Raw genomic sequence first — 19,568 nt, 5'->3', positions numbered from 1 at the left:
TTCTTTCTAATTAAAAAATTGTCTGTAAATAATTTTAACTGCTTCGTCAGCCTTTTCTTTTTTGGTGCCAATCATCATTGAGATTTGGGATGCACCTTGATTAATCATCTGTGGTGAAATTTGATGTTCGTCTAAAGAATCTAAGATTTTCCGACTAACGCCATGCGTTTTCTTCATTCCCTCGCCAACTATCATAATGATTGCATAGTCATCGATCCATTCAAGTTGGTCAGGATTAATCGTAGATTGGATTTCATTACAGATTTGATCAATTAATTGGTCATTTAAAAAGTCATTATTGAAAATAATGGTAATGTCATCAATCCCAGATGGCATATGTTCATAAGGAATGTTATGTTGATAAAGGATCTGTAAAATTCGGAGGGTGAAACCCGCTTCTTTATTCAGTAAATATTTGTGTAAATAAAGGGCAGAAAAGTGCTTCTGACTAGTTACACCAGTAATAGTATTATCCGGCTCAAAATTCTTTTCTGGGACGATCATGGTACCTGGATTGTCAGGCTCATGGGTGTTCTTGACGTTAATTGGAATTTGTCCCTGAATTGCGGGAATTAATGCTTCATCATGAAAAACGGAAAAGCCAGCATAAGATAGTTCTCGCATTTCACGATAGGTCATCTGTTTAATTGATCGTGGGTGCGCAACAATATGCGGGTTAGCCGCAAAAATGCCATTTACATCAGTAAAGTTCTCATACAAGTCTGCGTGAAAGCCTCTAGCTAAAATGGCTCCTGTAATATCAGATCCGCCACGTGAAAAAGTAGCGATATGTCCAGAAGGAGTAATTCCGAAAAAGCCTGGAAAAATAACTCGTTCATCGGGGGCAATTTTTATTTGATCTAAATTCAGATAGCTTTCTGGATTAACTAATGCATCATTAGGCTCACCAGTAACAATCAATCCAGCTTCAGCGGGATCAAGAAAACGGCTTTTAATTCCTTGATGCTTTAAAATCATTGCAATTAAACGTGCATTAAGTCGTTCACCATGTGCTTTGAAAGCTGCCATTAAGTAACTGTCGTTGGGGTATGCTTTTTTAGGTAGATTAAGCAAGATGCTTTGAATAGTTGTTAATTCTTGTTTATTCAAACCAAAATATTGACCAATTTCTTGGTACCGCGCAAAAATTTGACGCACAATCTCTTGGGGATCTTCTTGATTTAAGGTAGCATTGGCATATTTGATTAATAGATCAGTGACCTTGATATCATCATTGCTTCGTTTACCAGGAGCAGAAACGACAACTACTTGTCTTTCAGTATCACTTAGAATAATCTTTAATGCTTGCTCAACACTTGTACCAGTAGCTAACGAACTACCACCAAATTTAACTATTTTCATAGTTTTAACTTCTCAATCATCAATTTCAGTAATTATTAATTTAAATTACTGAATAAAAATAAATTTACCTGAATTTTAGCATTAATTTTTAATCTTGCAACTGTTAAATCTAAATTTTAGGGTTGAAAGTCGTGATGTTTTAACAAAAATTAAAATTTTATAATAAAACTGTTGACTATATTTTAATAAGAATGTAGACTACAGATAATCGAAGAGGTGCAACTGACATCACTAGCAATTATGAGTTAGGCAAAATGAAGATTAATTGTGAAAGGGAAAGTTGCCGAAGCTTGGCCACGCTAAAGGCATAAGCTGGGCCGTGATTGAATAAGTTACGGACTGTCGCGAATACAATTCGCGGAGCGCTATCGACTACAGATTAATGAAGTTAATCCATTGTTTGTTTAGCGCAGGCAATGGATTTTTTATTAGCGTTTCGCATTCTTAGAAGTTGGAGGATAGCATGAACCCACAGATTTCAGAAGATCAGATTAATAACCAAGGACATTTGACTATCGGCGGTGTCGATACAGTCGCTTTAGCAAAGAAATATGGCACGCCACTTATTGTTTATGATGTAAGTAAAATTCGAAATCAAATTCGTGCCTTTAAAAAAGTTTTTGCGGCTGAAGACGTTAAATATGCGGTTAGCTATGCTAGCAAAGCTTTTGCCTGTATCGCAATGTATCAAGTTGCTGCTAGTGAGGGCGCATTTACTGACGTTGTTTCTGCGGGTGAGCTTTATACAGCTTTAAAAGCAAATTTTTCAGTAAAGCAAATTAGTTTTCATGGTAATAATAAATCGTTAGCTGAGATTGAAATGGCCGTTAAAAATCATGTGGGAAAGATTATCATTGATAACTTTCATGAAATTAAGTTGCTTGATCAAGTATTGCGTGAGCAAAATACCAAGATTGATGTCATGCTTCGGTTGACTCCTGGCATTTCTGCTCATACGCATGAATATGATCAAACAGGTCAAGTTGATAGCAAATTTGGCTTTGATTTGGAATCAGGGCAGGCAGATTTAGCTTTAGAACAGGTTTTAGCTAATTCAAGAATGAATTTAGTTGGTATTCATGCCCATATTGGTTCTCAAATTTTTGAATTAAATGGTTTTGAAATGGCCGCCAAAAAGTTAATGGAAGTTGCTGAAAATTGGCGCAGCCAATATGGCTATACTGCTAAGATTATTAATGTTGGTGGCGGTTTTGGCATTAAATATGTTGCAGCTGATCATCCTTTGAAACCGGAAGAGTTTGTTAAAGCGATTGTTAAGACGATTAAACAAGAAGCTAAGGCCGCTTCATTTCCAATTCCTGAAATTGATATTGAACCTGGTCGTTCAATTGTGGGCCCTGCTGGTTACAACCTATATACTACGGGAAGCCGCAAGATTGTTCCCGGTCATCGTCCTTACGTCACAGTAGATGGCGGAATGGGCGATAATATTCGCCCGGCTTTGTATCAAGCTGAATACGAGATAGTATTAGCAACTAATCCTCAAGCTGAGTTAACTGAACATGTTAGAATTGCAGGCAAATACTGCGAGAGCGGAGATATTTTGGCAGAAGACCAAGCCTTGCCAGCAACGAGATCGGGCTCTCTTTTAGCCATGCTAGACACCGGCGCTTATGGTTATTCTATGGCTTCCAATTATAATCGTAATCCACGGCCAGCTGTTGTTTTTGCCGAGAATAGCAAAGCTCAGTTGGTAATTAAACGAGAAAGCTTAGCAGATTTGGTTCATTTAGATCAATCATATAATGAAGATTAATACAAGAGGTAAAAAGATGGCAAAACTAGACGCAAAAAGTATTATTGATTATATTGGCAACGCTCCTAAAAAGACGCCGGTTAAAGTTTTTATTAAGGGAAAACTTGATCAATTAAACTTCCCGGCTGAAATTGAAAATTACACGGAAGCACATTCAGGTGTAATTTTTGGCGATTGGCAAGACGTTGAACCGTTTTTAAAGAGAAATAAGAAACAAATTCAAGCTTATCATATTGAAAATGATGCTAGAAATTCAGCCGTACCATTAATCGACTTGAAGAAATTTGATGCACGGATTGAGCCAGGTGCGATTATTCGTGATCAAGTTTTAATTGGTAAAAATGCGGTGATTATGATGGGAGCCATCATTAATATTGGCGCCGAAATTGGTGCTGGCACCATGATTGATATGGGAGTTGTGCTTGGCGGTCGTGCGATTGTTGGTAAACATTGTCATATTGGTGCAGGCAGTGTTTTAGCTGGCGTGATCGAGCCAGCTTCTGCTAAGCCAGTTCAAATTGATGATGATGTAGTGATGGGTGCTAATGCGGTAGTGATCGAAGGCGTCCATGTTGGTGAAGGTGCAGTTATCGCCGCAGGTGCCGTTGTTACTCATGATGTTGCACCACATACGATGGTAGCTGGCGTTCCTGCTAAAGTAATTAAAAAAGTGGATGAAAAAACCGAAAGCAAGACAGGCTTAGAAGATAATTTGAGAAAGATCTAAGATGACAGTATTAAATGAAGAAGAGCTAATTTTAATTAGAAGACATTTGCATGAAATCCCCGAATTAGCTCTGCAGGAAAAACAAACCCATCAGTATTTACTTAAGATAATTGCTGATTTTAAACAAGACTATTTGACTATTAAGACTCCACCCCAATTACCAACTGCACTCTTGGTCTTAGTAAAAGGAAAGAATCCTCAAAGAACGATTGGCTATCGGACAGATATTGATGCTTTGCCTGTGACTGAACAGACTGGATTAAAGTTTGCCTCAAAGCATCCTGGCATTATGCATGCCTGTGGTCATGATATTCATATGACGGTTGCCTTGGGTCTGCTGAGCTACTTTAGTGAAAATCAGCCTCAGGATAATTTATTATTTTTCTTTCAGCCAGCTGAGGAAAGTGAAAGTGGCGGCAAACAGGCTTATGAAAAAGGGATCTTTACAGGAAAATTCAAGCCAGATGAGTTTTATGGCTTGCATGATAATCCTGAATTGCCTGCTGGAGCGATTGGCTGTAGGTTGGGGACCTTATTTGCGGGCACTACCGAAGTTAACATTGATTTAATCGGCAAAGGTGGTCATGCTGCCTTTCCGCAAAATGCTAATGACACGGTAGTAGCCGCAGCTAGTCTAATTATGCAGATTCAAACCGTGATTTCACGCAGCATTGATCCAATTCAAAGTGGCGTAATTACTTTAGGCAAAGTCAGAGCAGGAACAATTAGGAATGTGATTGCAGATCATACTAGGATTGAGGGAACGATTCGTGGTCTGACACAGCAGATGATTTTAAAGATTGATCAGCGCTTGAAAGATCTTTGTGAGGGAATCGGCCGTAGCTATAATATGGAAGTTAAACTTGATTTGAATCAAGGCGGTTATTGGCCGGTGGAGAATAATCCAGAATTAACTAAGAATTTCATTCAGTATATGAAAAATAATCCTGACGTTAATTTTATTGAAACTAAGCCTAAAATGACCGGTGAAGATTTTGGCTTTTTACTAGCTAAGTTTCCTGGCACCATGTTTTGGCTGGGAGTCGGTGATCCCAATTCACAATTGCATTCAGCAACGCTTAATCCCGATGAAAAGAGTATTGAACGTGGGATCAACGCAATTAAGGGCTTTTTAATTGCTAGAATGGAGAAATAATATGGCAACACTAATTGATGCAGATTTATTGACGGCGATTGTGACGCCATTTGATGAGAATAAAAAGATTGATTTTGCTAGTTTAGAAAAGTTAGTTAACCACCTGATCGAGCAGGGATGCAATGGTTTTGTGGTTGGCGGGACTACTGGTGAAATGCCAACGCTGACTCATGATGAAAAAATTGCTTTATACCAACATTTCGGTCAGATCGTAGATGGTAGAGTTCCAGTAATTTCAGGAACAGGCAGCAATAATACTGCTGAGACGATTGCGTTTACTAATGAAGTAGCTGAAATTAAGGGAATCGATTATGCGCTAGTTGTAGTTCCACCGTACAATAAGCCAAATCAACGTAGCATGATTGCCCATTTTACAGCGGTTAATGATCAAGTTGAAATGCCATTTTTGATTTATAACATTCCTGGCAGAACTGGTGTCAAAATGGAAAAAGAGACAGTAGTTGAGCTATCGCATTTAAAGAATATTAAGGGCATTAAGCAATGCGCTTCCTTAGAAGAATTAGAATACATTATTGAGCACAAGGATACTGACTTCCAAGTCTTTACGGGCGAAGATACCCAGGCTCTCACTGCTCGGCTGCTCGGTGCTAATGGAGTCGTTTCAGTTGCCACGCATTTATATACTAAGGAAATGCGTCAAATGTACGATGCCTTGTATGAAGGCAATTATCCTAAGGCAGCTAAGATTCAGCGCTGGTTAACGCCAAAGATGCAAGCTTTATTTATGTATCCTTCACCATCTCCAGTTAAAGCAGTTCTGAATGCTCAAGGATTTAGTGTTGGTGGTTGTCGTTTGCCTTTAGTTAGTTTAAATGATGAAGAAAAGACTACTTTGGCACAACATTTGGGTTTAGCTGAGCATGCCTTAATGCAAAAATTGCCACTTGATTTAGGAAAGGAACTTGAAAATGACTAAAAAAGTATTGATAGCAGGTTTTACCGGAGCTATGGGACAAAAAGCTGTTAACTTGGTTAATCAAATGGCAGGTTATGAAGTGGCAGCTGGTCTTTCTCCAGTAGCTAAAAATGAGCCAGAAAAATATCATTTAGCCAAAAATATTCCAATTTTTACTAGCTTAGAGCAGATTCCTGATCGTGTGGCAGATTTTTGGATTGACTTTACTACACCAAAAGCAGTTTATGAGAATGTAAAATTTGCGCTCACTCATCATATTTGTCCCATTGTAGGTACAACCGGAATGAGCGATGCACAAGAAGCAGAGCTAGTTGAATTATCTAAACAAGAAAAAGTTGGTGGCTTAATTGCACCTAATTTTGGAATGTCAGCTGTTTTATTAATGAAATTCGCACAAGAAGCAGCTAAGTACTTTCCTGATGTCGAAATTATTGAAATGCATCATGCCGATAAAAAAGATGCTCCATCTGGTACTGCACTGTCAACCGCAAAGTTAATTGCCCAAAATCGACCTAACCATCAAACTGCACCAGATGAAATTGAGACTTTAAAGAATGTGCGTGGTGGCGATTATCAAGGAATTAAAATTCATTCGGTACGCTTGCCGGGCTATATTGCACATGAACAGGTTTTGTTCGGTGGCCCTGGTGAAGCTTTAACCATCCGTCAAGATTCATTTGATCGTGGTTCATTTATGGGTGGAGTAAAGGTTGCTTTAGAAAAAGTCGATCAATTGCATGAATTAGTAATTGGCTTAGAAAATATTTTATAGAGAAAAAAGAGGTTTACCAATGCCAGAATTAGCTAGTGATTTAAGTTTTAGTAAAAAAATTCAAAAGGTCAAAGCATCAGGAATTAGAATCTTTGATAATAAGGTTTCAACTATACCAGGAATTATAAAATTAACCTTAGGCGAGCCAGACATGAATACGCCAGAACATGTTAAGCAAGCTGCAATTAAGAGTATTCAAGATAACGATTCTCATTACGCTCCGCAAAAGGGTAAATTGGAGTTAAGAAAAGCAATTAGTAAGTATTTAAAACAAACCACCGGTATAGATTATGATCCAGAAACGGAAGTTGTAGTAACAGTTGGTGCTACTGAAGCAATTAATGCCGCTTTGTTTGCATTATCCAACCCAGGAGATAAGGTAGCTATTCCTACCCCTGTTTTCTCATTATACTGGCCTGTAGCGACTTTAGCTGATGCGGATTATGTTTTGATGAATACTGCTTCTGATGACTTTAAATTGACTCCAGAGAAATTGGAAGAGACAATTAAGCAAAATCCAACCATTAAGGCAGTTATTTTGAATTATCCGACTAATCCTACAGGAGTTGAATATACAGAAGATGAGATTAAAGCCTTAGCCAAAACCATTAAAGAGTGTCATTTGTATGTGATTACCGATGAAATTTATAGCACGTTGACCTATGGTGTAAAGCATTTCTCAATTGCTAGTTTAATTCCTGAACGGGCAATCTATATTTCAGGTTTGTCCAAGTCTCATGCAATGACAGGCTACCGCTTAGGCTATGTGGCTGGTCCAGCCAAAATTATGGCGCAGATTGGTAAAGTGCACGGCTTAATGGTGACGACCACGACAGATTCTTCACAAGCCGCAGCAATTGAGGCTTTAGAACATGGTTTAGAGGACCCTGAAAAATATCGCGCAGTTTATCGTAAGCGACGTGATTTTGTGTTGAAGCAATTAGCCGAAATGGGGATGCAAGCTGTTAAACCAGAAGGCGCTTTCTATATTTTTGCTAAAATTCCGTCAAAATATGGTAAAGACGATATGCAGTTTGCGCTAGACTTAGCCTTTAAAGAAAAAGTGGGCATCACTCCTGGTAGTGCCTTTGGTCCTGGCGGTGAAGGCTATGTCAGAATGTCCTACGCTTCAAGCGATGAAAATTTACGTAAAGCAATGAAGAGAATCAAGAAGTTTTTACAAGAGGATAAATAATGGTTAGAGAATATAATGTAGCAATTTTAGGTGCTACTGGTGCTGTCGGCAGAAGAATGATTGATCAATTAGCTAAGTCAACTATTCCGGTAAAAAGCGTAAAGCTATTGGCTTCATCTCGCTCAGCTGGGACAGTTTTAAAATTTAGAGATCAGAATTTGACGGTTGAAGAAACTACTCCGGATTCCTTTAATGGAATTGATTTAGTGTTATCAACAGCCGGTGGCGCAGTATCCAAGAAATTTTTGCCAGAAGCTGTTAAGCGTGGGGCAGTTTGTGTCGACAATACCAGTGCCTTTAGAATGGAACCAGATGTGCCATTAGTAGTGCCTGAAGTTAATCCAGAGGCTTTAAAGAAGCACCACGGCATTATTGCCAATCCTAACTGCTCTACTATTCAAATGGTAATGGCGCTTGAGCCGATTAGAAGAAAGTTCGGTTTAAAGCAAATTATTGTTTCTACTTATCAAGCGGCTTCTGGTGCTGGTCAAGCAGCCATTGAAGAATTGAAAAAAGAAGCACAAGATTATTTAGATGGCAAAGGTATGCAGGCAGATGCGAAGATTTTGCCAACTAAGGGAGATAAGAAACATTATCCATTAGCGTTTAACTTATTGCCACAGATTGATGTCTTAGAAGATAGTGGTTATTCACATGAAGAATGGAAGATGATTCATGAAACTAAAAAGATTATGTTAAATGATATGAATGCTAAAGATATTAAGGTTACGGCTACTTGTGTTAGAGTGCCTGTGCCGATTGCTCACGGCGAAAGCGTCTACTTTACTGTGGAAGATGAAACTGCAACTACACAAGATATTATGGATGCTGTTGCTGATTTCCCAGGAGTTGTGCTGCAGGATGATATTAAGCATCAGGTTTATCCGCAACCAATTAATGCAGCTGACAAGCGAGAAACTTTTGTTGGTCGTATTCGTCCTGATTATGAAAACAAGGGTGCCTTCAATATGTGGGTAGTTGCCGATAATTTATTAAAGGGTGCTGCCTGGAATACCGTTGAAAACGCAGAATATTTAGTTAAGATGAACTTGATTTAAATTTGATTAGAAATGAAAGGACAAAATGTCATAAAAGGCAATTTTGTCCTTATTAAGGGTTAGGAGCAAATTATGAAAACTAATGATCAGTTTACAGATTGGGCGGTTGAATTACAGAGTATCGCGCAGAATGGCTTGAAATATGGGAATGATGTGTTTGATCGAGAACGCTATGAGCAGGTTCGACAAATTGCCGCTGAAATGATGGCTGCTAAAACCGGAATGCCACTTAAACAGGTTAAGACGCTTTTTTGTGGTGATGAGGGATATCAAACGCCCAAGATTGAAACACGGGCTGCTATTTTTAAGGATGATCGAATTTTGCTAGTTCATGAAAAATTGTCTGATGATTGGTCAATGCCTGGAGGATGGTGCGAGGCCAATCTTTCTACTAAAGAAAATTGTATTAAAGAGGCTAAAGAGGAATCTGGCAGAGATGTTGAGCCAATTAAACTAATTGCACTACAAGATCGGAATAAGCATAACAAGCCGATTTTAGCTACAGGTATCATGAAGGCAATTTACCTTTGCAAAGTCTTAGGCGGCAAGTTTGAAGATAATACTGAAACATCAGATTGCCGTTATTTTGCTTTAGATAATTTGCCTAGATTATCGCTTGATCGCAATACACCAGAACAGCTGGAGATGTGCTATCGAGCTTCAAAAGATCCTAACTGGCAAACTGTTTTTGATTAATTAACGTTATTGAAGAAATTATTTTTAAAATTTTTATTTAGCTAAGGGTGTTGATCTAACAACGTTCTTAGCTATTTTTCTGATTAAAAAAGAATAATTTTTTAAATTGGGCTTGTAATTAAAATAACCAGTGTTATTATATATGCGTAAAGAGAAAAAGCACGTTAGAAAATGTGAGGTAATTAAAATGTTAGAAGCTATTAAAACTGAAATGAAGAACAATGAATTACACTTTGGCAATACTGAATTGAAGATTAATGATGCTGTAACAATGCTTGAAGCAAATGGTTGGGTAGCTGAGAATTAATTTTAGAACTAGAGTTACTGCGAAACTAGATAGCCAGTTCTTGGTTGATGATCCCGCAGATTAAATTCATTCTTAAATTAAAACGTCGGCGATGATTGCGATACGTAGTAGAAAATATTTTGTATGCTTTGACCTTGCCAAATACATGCTCGACCTTGATTCGAATTGAAGAAATTAAATGATTCAGCTCTCTGTCCTGCTGAGTCAGCGGTTTCTTCTTGCTGGATTTGACCGGTGTTTTTGCCTGAAAGTAAATCTTGTCCAATCCCTGATAGCCGCTATCCGCTAAAATCAAACCGGATCGGTGCAGACTGCGCCTTGACTCACGCAGCAGCCGCATGTCATGCCGGTATGCCTGGCAGCTGTCTAAATGAATAATTCTGCCGGTAGTGTCTGTAATCGCCTGGGCTTTTAAAACGTGCTGCTTTTTCTTGCCGGAATAATAAGCTGCTTGTCTTTTTTTGGGCGTTGAATCTTTACTTCAGTGGCATCGATTAAGACAACATCGTCTGGCTTGATTTCTTGCTTGCCAATGTTAAAGCCATGCTTAACCAAAGTCTCTTCGGCCCAGTGGCTTCTTCTGATCAGGTTGCTGTCATGCACACCGTAATCGGCAGCTATTTGTTCATAAGTACGGTATTCCTTGAGGTACTGCAAAGTAGCCAGAAGCAGGTCTTCAATTGCCAGCTTGGGCTTTCTGCCGCCTCGGGCATGCTTGACTTGATATTCGGCTTTTAATACTTTGACCATTTCGTCAAAGCCAGGCTTGGCAACGCCGATCAGACGCTTGAATCTGGTATTGTTTAAATTTTTAGCTGTTTCGTATTTCATAATTTAAGATTATAGCAGATGTTTCGCAGTAACTCTACTGAAGGAGTAGTCTGCGGAGCTAGACTTTAATTAAGTATCTAACAAATTACTTCACATAAAAAGCAAAGTAAGTGTTAATTTTAACTTACTTTGCTCTTATTTTTTAGCGATGTTTTTTAGGCATTTTATGCCGCTGACTAAATAATTCTCCGATTAGTTTAAAGAAGCCATAGGCGATTAGCAGAATGCCAATGATAATAATTGATCTACGGTTAAAAGCCTGGGGATTGACTATCACGATGATGCCTAATGCAAAGGCAATCAAAGCTTCGATAGCTACTGCCACAATATAAAAGATGCCTGGGATTCGGCGTAGAATCAATTGCCGCAATCTAACATAGGAATAAATAATTAGGAACAGTCCTAAGAAATAATGAGCTAAAAAGATTAATAGGCGATTGTTTGAAATTAAGGCTGTTGATAATGCGAAAACAATTAAGTATGAAATAATAAAGAAGTTTTTTTGTCTGTCTTTTAATTTGGACTTGGCCGTGTCTAAGATTTGATGAACACTAAAACCAATTCCAGTGAAAGCAACTAACGCTCCAAATGCTCTAACCGCATATTGTGGCAGGGTGAGACTAATAATTCCTAATATAACCATTGCCCAGCCAACAATCGTATCGGTTGAGAATAATACCTGGGTGAAGTGACGGCTTTTGATCATTTGCCAAATAGATGAGATAAGTGAACCAAAGACGAATCTAGTTCTACGTGATGAATCTGCGAAGGAGAATAAAATTGCGCCAAAACCACCAAAGCCGTTTTTATTAAGTTCATTGATCTTAGTAGCGCCACCTGCGCCTAAAGCAGAAAATAAATCATTAGTTAGTGATTCACGTTCATCTAGCGTAGCATCCCCAATCCATTGATTGATCAATTGATTGTAAACCTGAGATTGCGGGTTGAGATGACGTCTAGTATCAAAGTTAGAGCCAATAATCTGCCAACTAAAAGCGTCGTGTTGGCTCAAGTTTTTGTTAACACTGTTAACGATTGTTGGATTAATATTTTTGGGCTCAAATAATCGCCCAATTACGCTAAATTCTGGTACGAATCGTCTGAGCGTATTTTGTAAATATTTTAGTGGCAGTTGAGCACCTACTTCTTCTGCAATACCAGGGGAGTCGAAGGTGTAAATACGCTTAATTCGTTTGCGTAATTTAGGTTCAATATTGATGGCCGCGTATTCAGCAAGGTTGCCGCCTTTAGAATGCCCACCTAAATAGTAATCTTGGTTATCTGCTTTAAGAATGTGTTCTAATAACTTCACTGCCTGATTTTGCGCCGCTGTGATTATAAAGCTAATTTCGAAATCTTCTTTCCAACCAATTAGCGAATCATCAGTTCCGCGGAAAGCAATAAAATTAGTTCCATCTGCTAGTTCAATCTTAATAGCACTGAATTGAGTGTGCTGAGTTAAACTACTAACAAAATAAGATAAGTTTGCACCTTTAAAGCGATCTGCTTCGGCCATTAATTTAAATAATTGTTGATACTGCAAATTATCATTGCGATTATGATCAGGTGCGAAATAAAGCTGCGCTGCTTTTTCGAGTGTGATCGTTTGGCCATCGCTACTAACAATATCGGGCAGATCTAAGTATGAAAAAATAGATAAAACAAGTGCATCGATGTTGTTAAAAGGTGATGTGCTAAAATCAACATCTCCTCGCCACTTTAGATATGTAAGAATATTATTATCTGGATACATGTTTTACCCTCTTTAATTAAAACTACTATACTTATTCAATTTTAACGTAATTAAAGGGTAATAGCGCAATAAAAAGCTCTTTTGTACCGAAAAACAAAAGAGTTTTAGCAATTAAGTAACGCCCGTTATATAAAGTGCTATAATAAAACAGGTAGAAGGGGATTTCTACTACCTGCCTGGGTCATAATAAGGACTTATAAAACATTTTAGACCCAGCAATAAGTATATCAATAATTTTCACATAATGGTATACCAAAATTAATATCTTTATGTCTTTTCCTAATGATGCTCTTGTATAATAGATACAAGAGCATTTTTTTGATCGGGAGGATTTTCAAATGTTAAAAGATGGAACTTATACAGCCAAGGCACGGGGCATGGCAGGCTTTGTATCTGCACGCTTGGAGATTAAAGATGGTAGGATTAATCATGTAGATCTAGATTTGACGACAGAAACGCCACAGTATGGACAAAAAGCTCAAAAGCAGCTAGAGCAAGAAATTATGACGCAGCAATCGGCCGATATTGATGCAGTTACAGGTGCTACTTTTACTTCTAATGGAGTTAAAGATGCAGTAAGGCAAGCACTTAAGCAGGCAGAAAAGTAGAAAGGGTAAGTTTGCTTTGCATGTAAGTACTTATTTTATTATTGGTGCGATTATCGTCTTGATTATCGCTCTTTTTCGTTCAGAGCATAAATTTGAATTTTTGAAAGCTGCTATTTTGTTTGTAATTCAAATTTTCTTTTCGACGATTAATTTTTTGATCTTTTTAGTGATTGCATATTTATTAATGCGAAATCGAGATCATATTAATCTAGGAAATTTATTTTTGCTGCTGGCAGTATTTGTAGTTTTGTCGGGAATTTTTGTTTATTGGGGGATGCGAATTGCAGCTCACGTTTTTAAATTTTCAACTACAACGTTGACTTTGGTAGAATATTACATTCAGTGGTGTTTGATTTATGTTACTGTTTATCAGGCAATTTTCAGCAATATCAAGCATATTAGCTCAATTACGCATTTCATTCGAGTGGGGAATTTTTTGGATCCGAACCTGTTCGTGGTGATTGTTTTGCCATCCTTTATTTCGGCCTGGATTGCAGTGATTCTTTATAAAAAAGCAATTAAGGCAATTTAAAAAGGGCATCCAGTCGGATGCCTTTTTCATTAATCTTATTTTGTTCTTTCCAGGATTTCATCCATCTTTTGGAAGAATAAATCTTTGTGTGCCTTGGTAACGATGGCAACTTCTCGTCCATTAGGATCACGATCGAAGCTGCCGGCACGTAATCCATCAGTAATTACTTTGGCATGTGCCGTTTCAGTTTCAACGATTTCTGGATAAAGAGCACTTACTGTGGTTAATACATCCCATAAATATAATTCAGCACTTGGAATCGAAATAATTAAACTGTAGCCTTGGCCTACTAAGTCCATTGCTGGATATTTGCGCAAGCTTGCCCAATGCTGTCTTAATTCATCGTTAAGCGGCAATTCTTCAGTACTTTCTAAGCCCACCATTTGAATCGGAATGTTTGATTTGAAAACGCGCTTGACTGCATATGGGTCCCAGAAGGAATTCTATTCTTGACTGCCGTCTGCGTTAATCATAGCGACATTGCCGTGTCCGTCAAGAGAGCCACCCATCCAATAGAGCTTTTTGATATTCTTTTCAATACTGGAATCGACATCTAGTGCTCTAGCTAAGTCAGTTAAAGGACCAGTCATGACTAAAGTTACGGGTTCTGTAGACTTTTTAACTTTATCGACTAAATCTAAGTGAGCTGGTAATTCCGCTTGCGGGGTAGCAATTGAACCTTTTTCATTTAAGATTGGCAAGTAATTAAAAGAATAAGTTGCCATGCGCCATTCATGTGGAAACTGGTTAACCGCCAGTGAATTTGACCGTGCCACGGCTAATTTATCTTTACGCAAGTTAAAGAGATCTGTCATTTTGCGGCATGCTTCAACAGAAGGATCGATGTAGCCGTCAGCATCAATTGATCCTACACCCAATAATTTAATGTTTGGTGCTTGGAGCAATAGTAAGTATGAAACTAGGTCATCAATATTACCGTCATGATTAAAATAAATATTTTTCATTGCTTGTTCTGCCTTTCTAACTATCTAAATCTATTTTAGCAAGACTTTAAATGAAATGGTCGGTCAAATAGTTCTTTTTACGATAATCGCTGGGCATCATTTGGTATTGTTGCTTAAACTTCGTGTAAAAAGAATTTTGATTATGGATACCAACTAATTCACAAATTTTAGCAATGGAATAATTGCTAGAAGTAAGTAAATATTGCGCTTGTTCAAGACGCTTTTTGGTGCGCAATTCAATGAAGGTGTGTCCGGTTAATTTTTTAATTAAATTACTCAAGTAAGGCTTAGTATAGCCATAACGATCAGCTAATTTGCTCAAAGAAACATTCTGATAGTCATTAGAAATTTCGGTTAGGAGATCGACTAGCAAGCGACTCTGATTGCCATAAACCTTTTTTTCGATCATAGGATAATTACGAATAATCTTAGCTAATAAAATATTAAAATAATTGTCGATAATTAAGCCGCGGTAGATAGAACCGGAATAATATTCATTGATAATATCATCCATAGTATTAGTAATATCTTCATTTTTAGGGAAGATGATAAATTTTTGCTTATTTTCATTTTGTAGAGAAGTATTTTTATTGTTAAAGATCAAATTGATCATTAAATCATTTTTATCTAGTTGATCAATACAATGATGACAGCCAATATCCATCATTAACACATCGCCTTGAGTCAGATGAATATGTTCTCCTTCAACTAGTTCATCACAGTTGCCTTTAAGCATATAATTAATTTCTACGAATTCATGACTATGCAAAGGATAGGGAGCGAAGCGATTGTGTTTGCTTAAATAAATGGAGTGATGGCTAAGTAGTTTTTGATTGACTACTCGTTTTTTACCGTTTGTTATTAGAACATATGGTGAAAGATCATTAACAAATTGATGTTTAGCAATCTGCTTTTTTTCGATTGGAGTTAGGGCAGCTAGTTGCTGCCAAATATTTTGGTTAATCATAAGTTTTTGCTGCTTCTTTGTTAAAAAATAATATTAAATGCAATATCTAAATAATATGTAAACGCATACTCTATTAGTACTATAGCATTGTTTTTAATTAAAGATCTTAAAAAATGATAGTAAACAAAATTTATTTTTGATATTGTAAAAAGATTCACAAGAACTAAGATAAGAATTGTAAAGATTCAAGAGAGATTGTTAAAAAAGAGGTTTATAATTATGAAGATTAAAGCTGCTGTAGTTGAAAAGAAAGGCGATCCATTCGTTATTAAGGATGATATTGAATTGCACGATGTTGGTCCAACGGATGTTCAAGTACACATGGTTGCTAGTGGGATTTGTCACTCAGATGAAGCTATTCGTAAAGGCGATGCTTCATTAGGCTATCCTGTAATCTTAGGGCATGAAGGTGCCGGAATTGTTGAAAAAGTAGGCTCTGAGGTACAAAATTTAAAGCCAGGTGATCACGTTGTGATGGCCTTCTATGCAGATGGTCTTTGTGATAAATGTTTGCAAGGTATTCCAACTCAATGTCGTAACTATGCTAAATACAATTTATCAGGTACGCGTTTTGATGGTGATGATCAATTCCAAGAAAATGGTAAGCATATTTCAGACATGTTTAACCAATCATCATTTACCACTACTACTGTAACTAACCAACGTAATTGTGTTAAAGTTGATAAGAGTGCTGACTTGCGTAGAGTAGGACCTTTAGGCTGTGGTTATATTACTGGTTCTGGTACAGTCTTTAATACCTTAAAGCCACGTCCAGGTCAAACGATTGCTGTCTTTGGTACTGGTGCCGTTGGTTTAGCTGCTATGATGGCTGGCAAGATTTCAGGTTGTACTCGGGTAATTGCCGTTGATATTGTTCCTAGTCGTTTGGAATTAGCCAAGGAATTAGGCGCACTTGATACGATTAATTCTAAAGAAGAAGATCCAGTTAAGAAAATTCAAGACTTAACCGATGGCTATGGTGTTGATTATGCTGTTGATACTACCGGTTTGCCTGCAGTAATGAAGCCAGCTCTTGATGCCTTAGCTCAAGGTGGCACGCTTGCAGCTATTGCTGTTACTCCACATGACTTTACCTTCTCTACTTGGAATGACCTTTGTGTTGGCGACAAGAAGGTTATCGGTGTCAACATGGGGGATGCAATTCCTCAAATCGATGTTCCTCGTTTGATAAGATTCAATAAGTTAGGTATGTTTGATTACGAAAAAACTGAAAAGTTCTTCGACTTTGATGATATTAACGAAGCAAACCAAGCTTCAGTTTCAGGTAAGGTAATTAAGCCAGTCTTGATTATTGATAAAGATTACCAACCAGGTAAGTAAGTTTAAAAAATTAAATTAAAAAGCACAATGATTTCTATTGCAGATTTCATTGTGCTTTTTGTTATATTTTGTAATTAAAATTAATCCAAATCTTGACCATTTGATTCAATAACCTTCTTGTACCAGAAGAATGAATCTTTGCGTGAACGAGCCAGCGTACCTTCACCGGCATCATTTTTGTCAACATAGATAAAGCCGTAACGCTTATCCATTTGACCAGTACCAGCAGAAACCAAGTCGATGCAACCCCATGGTAGGTAGCCCATTAAGTCAACGCCATCAAGTTCAACGGCCTTTTCCATTTCTGAAATGTGGTTTCTTAAGTAATCAATTCTATAGTCATCATGAATTGAACCGTCAGATTCGACCTTATCGTAAGCTCCAAGCCCATTTTCTACGATAAACAAAGGCTTGTGGTAGCGATCTTGTAATTGGTTAAGAGCAATTCTCAAACCTTCTGGATCGATTTCCCAGCCCCAATCACTGCGCTTTAAAGTAGGATTCTTGGCAACTGCCTTGGCCAAATCGCTTAAGTCATCTGGTTTAACCTTTTCGCTTGAAACGGTGGTAGTTTGGTAGTAGCTAAAGCCAACATAGTCCACAGTGCCTTCTTTAAGAACAATTCTGTCTTCGTCAGTAATGTCAGGACGATAGCCGTTTCTTTCAATATATGCTTCAACTTCACGAGGGTATTCGCCAAAAACATGAACGTCAGAGAACCAATCACGACGCTGTTCCCACTTGTCAGCTAAAAGAACGTCATCACTTGATGGGGTTAATGGACGAACAGGTGAGTAATTGATCATGCAGCCGATTTGGAAGTTAGGGTTAATCTTGTGACCAATCTTAACAGCTAAGGCGGAAGCTACTAATTCATAGTGACCAGCTTGGTACATGGCAGCTTCTTTATCCTTGTCGGTCATACCATCTTTGAATAAAATACCAGAGTTGGTTGCCATCAAAAAGTCATTATTAAAAGCAGATTGGTTATCAATTTCATTGAAAGTCATCCAGTACTTGACCTTGTTCTTGTAGCGCTTGAAGCAAACTTCAGCGAAGCGAACAAAGAAGTCGATCAATTTACGGTTAGTGAAACCACCATAATTTTTAGCCAAATTGAATGGCATTTCAAAGTGGGAAAGAGTAATTACAGGCTCAATGCCATATTTATGACAGGTATCAAATAAATCGTCATAAAACTTCAAACCTTCTTCATTAGGTTCTTTTTCGTCACCATTAGGGAAAATTCTAGTCCAAGCAATGGAAGTTCTGAAAGCTTTAAAGCCCATTTCGGCCATTAATTTAATATCTTCCCTGTAGTGGTGGTAAAAATCAATTGCTGAATGGTTAGGGTAGTTCTTTCCAGGCAGAACCCCATCAGTGATTTCACGCGGCTTAGTAGCAGAACCGACAGTCATTACGTCGGCTACAGAGGTACCTTTGCCGCCTTCTTTCCAAGCACCTTCAAGTTCTGGTACTTCACTACTATAAGCGTGTTGAAGACGACAATGGCGATTATGCCGGTATTTACGAATGGGTACAAGATTTATACCCACTTGTTAAATATTTCTGTGAAACTACTGGTCAAAAATTAGTTATTGATGAAGATGCTTCTACCGGTGCAACTTACCGGCGCAATTCTGATCCAGATGCTTCATCAGGTGCTTCTACCAAGGCAGCACAAGCAAAGGAAGAGGAAAAGAAGCCAGATACTTCAACTGGTGCTTCACAGCACTAATTAAATAAATAAAAGATGTGGGAGATTTTACAATGTATCAAGAAGCCTTTGCTGGTGCAGCTAATGCAGCCAGCAAAAAATTCAATTTATTGAAAAATAACCCGATGGGTTATTTTTTATTGTCAATTTTAGCCGGAATGTATATCGGTTTCGGTATTCTATTAGCCTTCACAGTAGGAAGTCAGCTAGGGACAAATCCGGCAGCTAACCTTGTTAAAGGTCTTATCTTCGGAATTGCCTTGAGTCTAGTTATCATCCCTGGCGCTGAATTATTTACTGGAAATAATTTTGTCATGGGAGCTGGTCTTCTAGAGAAAAAAGTAAATATCGGTCAAGCAATTATCCTTTGGCTAATTTGCTGGTTAGGTAACTTAGTTGGTGCTGTTTTATTAAGCTGGATTTTTACCGCCTCAGGTCTTGATTTGCCTCTTGTAGCAGCAGCTTTTACTAAAGCTGCCGCAGCAAAAATGTCAGCACCAGCGGTACAGTTAGTCTTACGAGGTATTTTATGTAATATCTTAGTTTGCTTAGCCGTTTGGTCAGGTTTTCAAACTAAAGATGATACTGCTAAATTGATTATGGTTTGGTGGTGCTTGTTAGCTTTCTTCTCATCAGGCTTTGAACACTCTGTGGCTAATATGACTACGCTAGTAGTAGCCTTGATGAATCCAGCTAAAGCAGCAGGAATTATTTCAATAAGCGGCCTTTGGTACAATTTGCTTTGGGTTACTTTAGGTAATATGATCGGCGGAATTGTTTTCGTTGCATTGCCTTACTGGCTAGGCAGCCGGAATAAAAATAATTAATTTAGTCCTCATTTAAGCAAAAACAGTGGTCGTTAAAGAT

16 protein-coding genes, 3 pseudogenes and 1 riboswitch are annotated in these 19,568 nt (G+C 37.9%); of the genes and pseudogenes, 13 read left to right on the top strand and 6 right to left on the bottom strand.

The window, feature by feature from the left end; all coding sequences use genetic code 11:
* Positions 1 to 6: 6 nt before the first annotated feature.
* Positions 7 to 1,362 carry an aspartate kinase gene (locus ICI50_RS06350; protein ID WP_013854285.1) on the bottom strand — a complete coding sequence of 452 codons (1,356 nt, stop codon included), beginning with the start codon at positions 1,360 to 1,362 and terminating at the stop codon, positions 7 to 9.
* Positions 1,363 to 1,565: 203 nt separating this feature from the next.
* Positions 1,566 to 1,739: riboswitch (Lysine riboswitch) on the top strand.
* An 86-nt stretch (positions 1,740 to 1,825) separates the two neighbouring features.
* On the opposite strand from ICI50_RS06350, the gene lysA reads away from it, so the two are divergent.
* The 8 genes from lysA (at position 1,826) to ICI50_RS06310 (ending at position 9,680) form a co-directional block, all read left to right on the top strand.
* Positions 1,826 to 3,139, top strand: coding sequence for a diaminopimelate decarboxylase (lysA, locus tag ICI50_RS06345; protein WP_188891351.1), 1,314 nt, complete (start codon positions 1,826 to 1,828; stop codon positions 3,137 to 3,139).
* Positions 3,140 to 3,155: 16 nt separating this feature from the next.
* The gene (dapD, locus tag ICI50_RS06340; RefSeq protein WP_056941297.1) at positions 3,156 to 3,866 is read left to right on the top strand and encodes a 2,3,4,5-tetrahydropyridine-2,6-dicarboxylate N-acetyltransferase; all 711 of its coding nucleotides are present in this window, start codon (positions 3,156 to 3,158) and stop codon (positions 3,864 to 3,866) included.
* A 1-nt stretch (position 3,867) separates the two neighbouring features.
* The gene (locus ICI50_RS06335) at positions 3,868 to 5,022 is read left to right on the top strand and encodes an N-acetyldiaminopimelate deacetylase (RefSeq protein ID WP_188891349.1); all 1,155 of its coding nucleotides are present in this window, start codon (positions 3,868 to 3,870) and stop codon (positions 5,020 to 5,022) included.
* 1 nt (position 5,023) lies between these two features.
* Positions 5,024 to 5,959, top strand: a complete 936-nt coding sequence (gene dapA / locus ICI50_RS06330) for a 4-hydroxy-tetrahydrodipicolinate synthase (protein ID WP_054640568.1) — start codon at positions 5,024 to 5,026, stop codon at positions 5,957 to 5,959.
* Positions 5,952 to 6,731, top strand: coding sequence for a 4-hydroxy-tetrahydrodipicolinate reductase (gene dapB / locus ICI50_RS06325; protein WP_013854280.1), 780 nt, complete (start codon positions 5,952 to 5,954; stop codon positions 6,729 to 6,731). The genes dapA and dapB overlap by 8 nt, the downstream gene beginning before the upstream one ends.
* A gap of 19 nt (positions 6,732 to 6,750) precedes the next feature.
* Positions 6,751 to 7,926, top strand: a complete 1,176-nt coding sequence (locus tag ICI50_RS06320) for an aminotransferase class I/II-fold pyridoxal phosphate-dependent enzyme (RefSeq protein ID WP_013854279.1) — start codon at positions 6,751 to 6,753, stop codon at positions 7,924 to 7,926.
* On the top strand, positions 7,926 to 8,984 hold the full coding sequence (locus ICI50_RS06315) for an aspartate-semialdehyde dehydrogenase (protein ID WP_188891346.1): 1,059 nt from the start codon (positions 7,926 to 7,928) through the stop codon (positions 8,982 to 8,984). The genes ICI50_RS06320 and ICI50_RS06315 overlap by 1 nt, the downstream gene beginning before the upstream one ends.
* 72 nt (positions 8,985 to 9,056) lie before the next feature.
* Complete coding sequence (locus ICI50_RS06310; RefSeq protein ID WP_013854275.1) at positions 9,057 to 9,680, top strand: NUDIX hydrolase N-terminal domain-containing protein; 624 nt, start codon at positions 9,057 to 9,059, stop codon at positions 9,678 to 9,680.
* 332 nt (positions 9,681 to 10,012) lie between these two features.
* On the opposite strand, the pseudogene ICI50_RS06305 reads toward ICI50_RS06310, so the two are convergent.
* Together ICI50_RS06305 and ICI50_RS06300 are read right to left on the bottom strand one after the other, a co-directional pair.
* Positions 10,013 to 10,818 (bottom strand): annotated as a pseudogene (locus ICI50_RS06305) (IS5-like element ISL2 family transposase).
* A 142-nt stretch (positions 10,819 to 10,960) separates the two neighbouring features.
* Positions 10,961 to 12,571, bottom strand: a complete 1,611-nt coding sequence (locus ICI50_RS06300) for an Mbeg1-like protein (RefSeq protein WP_025084254.1) — start codon at positions 12,569 to 12,571, stop codon at positions 10,961 to 10,963.
* Positions 12,572 to 12,909: 338 nt separating this feature from the next.
* Here ICI50_RS06300 and ICI50_RS06295 point away from each other — a divergent pair, with 338 nt between their 5' ends.
* Both ICI50_RS06295 and ICI50_RS06290 read left to right on the top strand, forming a co-directional pair.
* Positions 12,910 to 13,179: an FMN-binding protein gene (locus tag ICI50_RS06295; protein WP_013854272.1), complete on the top strand. Its 270-nt coding sequence runs from the start codon at positions 12,910 to 12,912 to the stop codon at positions 13,177 to 13,179.
* 16 nt (positions 13,180 to 13,195) lie between these two features.
* Positions 13,196 to 13,711, top strand: coding sequence for an SA1002 family membrane protein (locus tag ICI50_RS06290; RefSeq protein WP_013854271.1), 516 nt, complete (start codon positions 13,196 to 13,198; stop codon positions 13,709 to 13,711).
* A 35-nt stretch (positions 13,712 to 13,746) separates the two neighbouring features.
* Here ICI50_RS06290 and ICI50_RS06285 read toward each other — a convergent pair.
* Together ICI50_RS06285 and ICI50_RS06280 are read right to left on the bottom strand one after the other, a co-directional pair.
* Positions 13,747 to 14,676: pseudogene (locus tag ICI50_RS06285) on the bottom strand (nucleoside hydrolase).
* Between the two features lie 46 nt (positions 14,677 to 14,722).
* A complete protein-coding gene (locus ICI50_RS06280; RefSeq protein WP_188891344.1) occupies positions 14,723 to 15,643 on the bottom strand; it encodes an AraC family transcriptional regulator in 921 nt (306 codons plus the stop codon).
* A 219-nt stretch (positions 15,644 to 15,862) separates the two neighbouring features.
* Between ICI50_RS06280 and ICI50_RS06275 the strand changes: the two genes are divergently transcribed.
* Positions 15,863 to 16,984: an NAD(P)-dependent alcohol dehydrogenase gene (locus ICI50_RS06275; RefSeq protein ID WP_095342080.1), complete on the top strand. Its 1,122-nt coding sequence runs from the start codon at positions 15,863 to 15,865 to the stop codon at positions 16,982 to 16,984.
* 80 nt (positions 16,985 to 17,064) lie between these two features.
* On the opposite strand, the gene ICI50_RS06270 is transcribed toward ICI50_RS06275, so the two are convergent.
* Positions 17,065 to 18,540, bottom strand: coding sequence for a 6-phospho-beta-glucosidase (locus ICI50_RS06270; RefSeq protein ID WP_244040266.1), 1,476 nt, complete (start codon positions 18,538 to 18,540; stop codon positions 17,065 to 17,067).
* Between ICI50_RS06270 and ICI50_RS06265 the strand changes: the two are divergent.
* Both ICI50_RS06265 and ICI50_RS06260 read left to right on the top strand, forming a co-directional pair.
* Positions 18,444 to 18,722, top strand: a pseudogene (locus tag ICI50_RS06265) (PAS domain-containing protein); the annotation flags it as partial. The gene ICI50_RS06270 and the pseudogene ICI50_RS06265 overlap by 97 nt on opposite strands.
* Before the next feature lie 32 nt (positions 18,723 to 18,754).
* Positions 18,755 to 19,528: a formate/nitrite transporter family protein gene (locus tag ICI50_RS06260; RefSeq protein ID WP_013854267.1), complete on the top strand. Its 774-nt coding sequence runs from the start codon at positions 18,755 to 18,757 to the stop codon at positions 19,526 to 19,528.
* The last annotated feature ends 40 nt before the right edge of the window (positions 19,529 to 19,568 follow it).

The sequence above is a fragment of the Lactobacillus kefiranofaciens genome, from assembly GCF_014656585.1.
Lineage (GTDB): Bacteria > Bacillota > Bacilli > Lactobacillales > Lactobacillaceae > Lactobacillus > Lactobacillus kefiranofaciens.
This window is presented reverse-complemented; position numbering and strand designations above follow the sequence as displayed.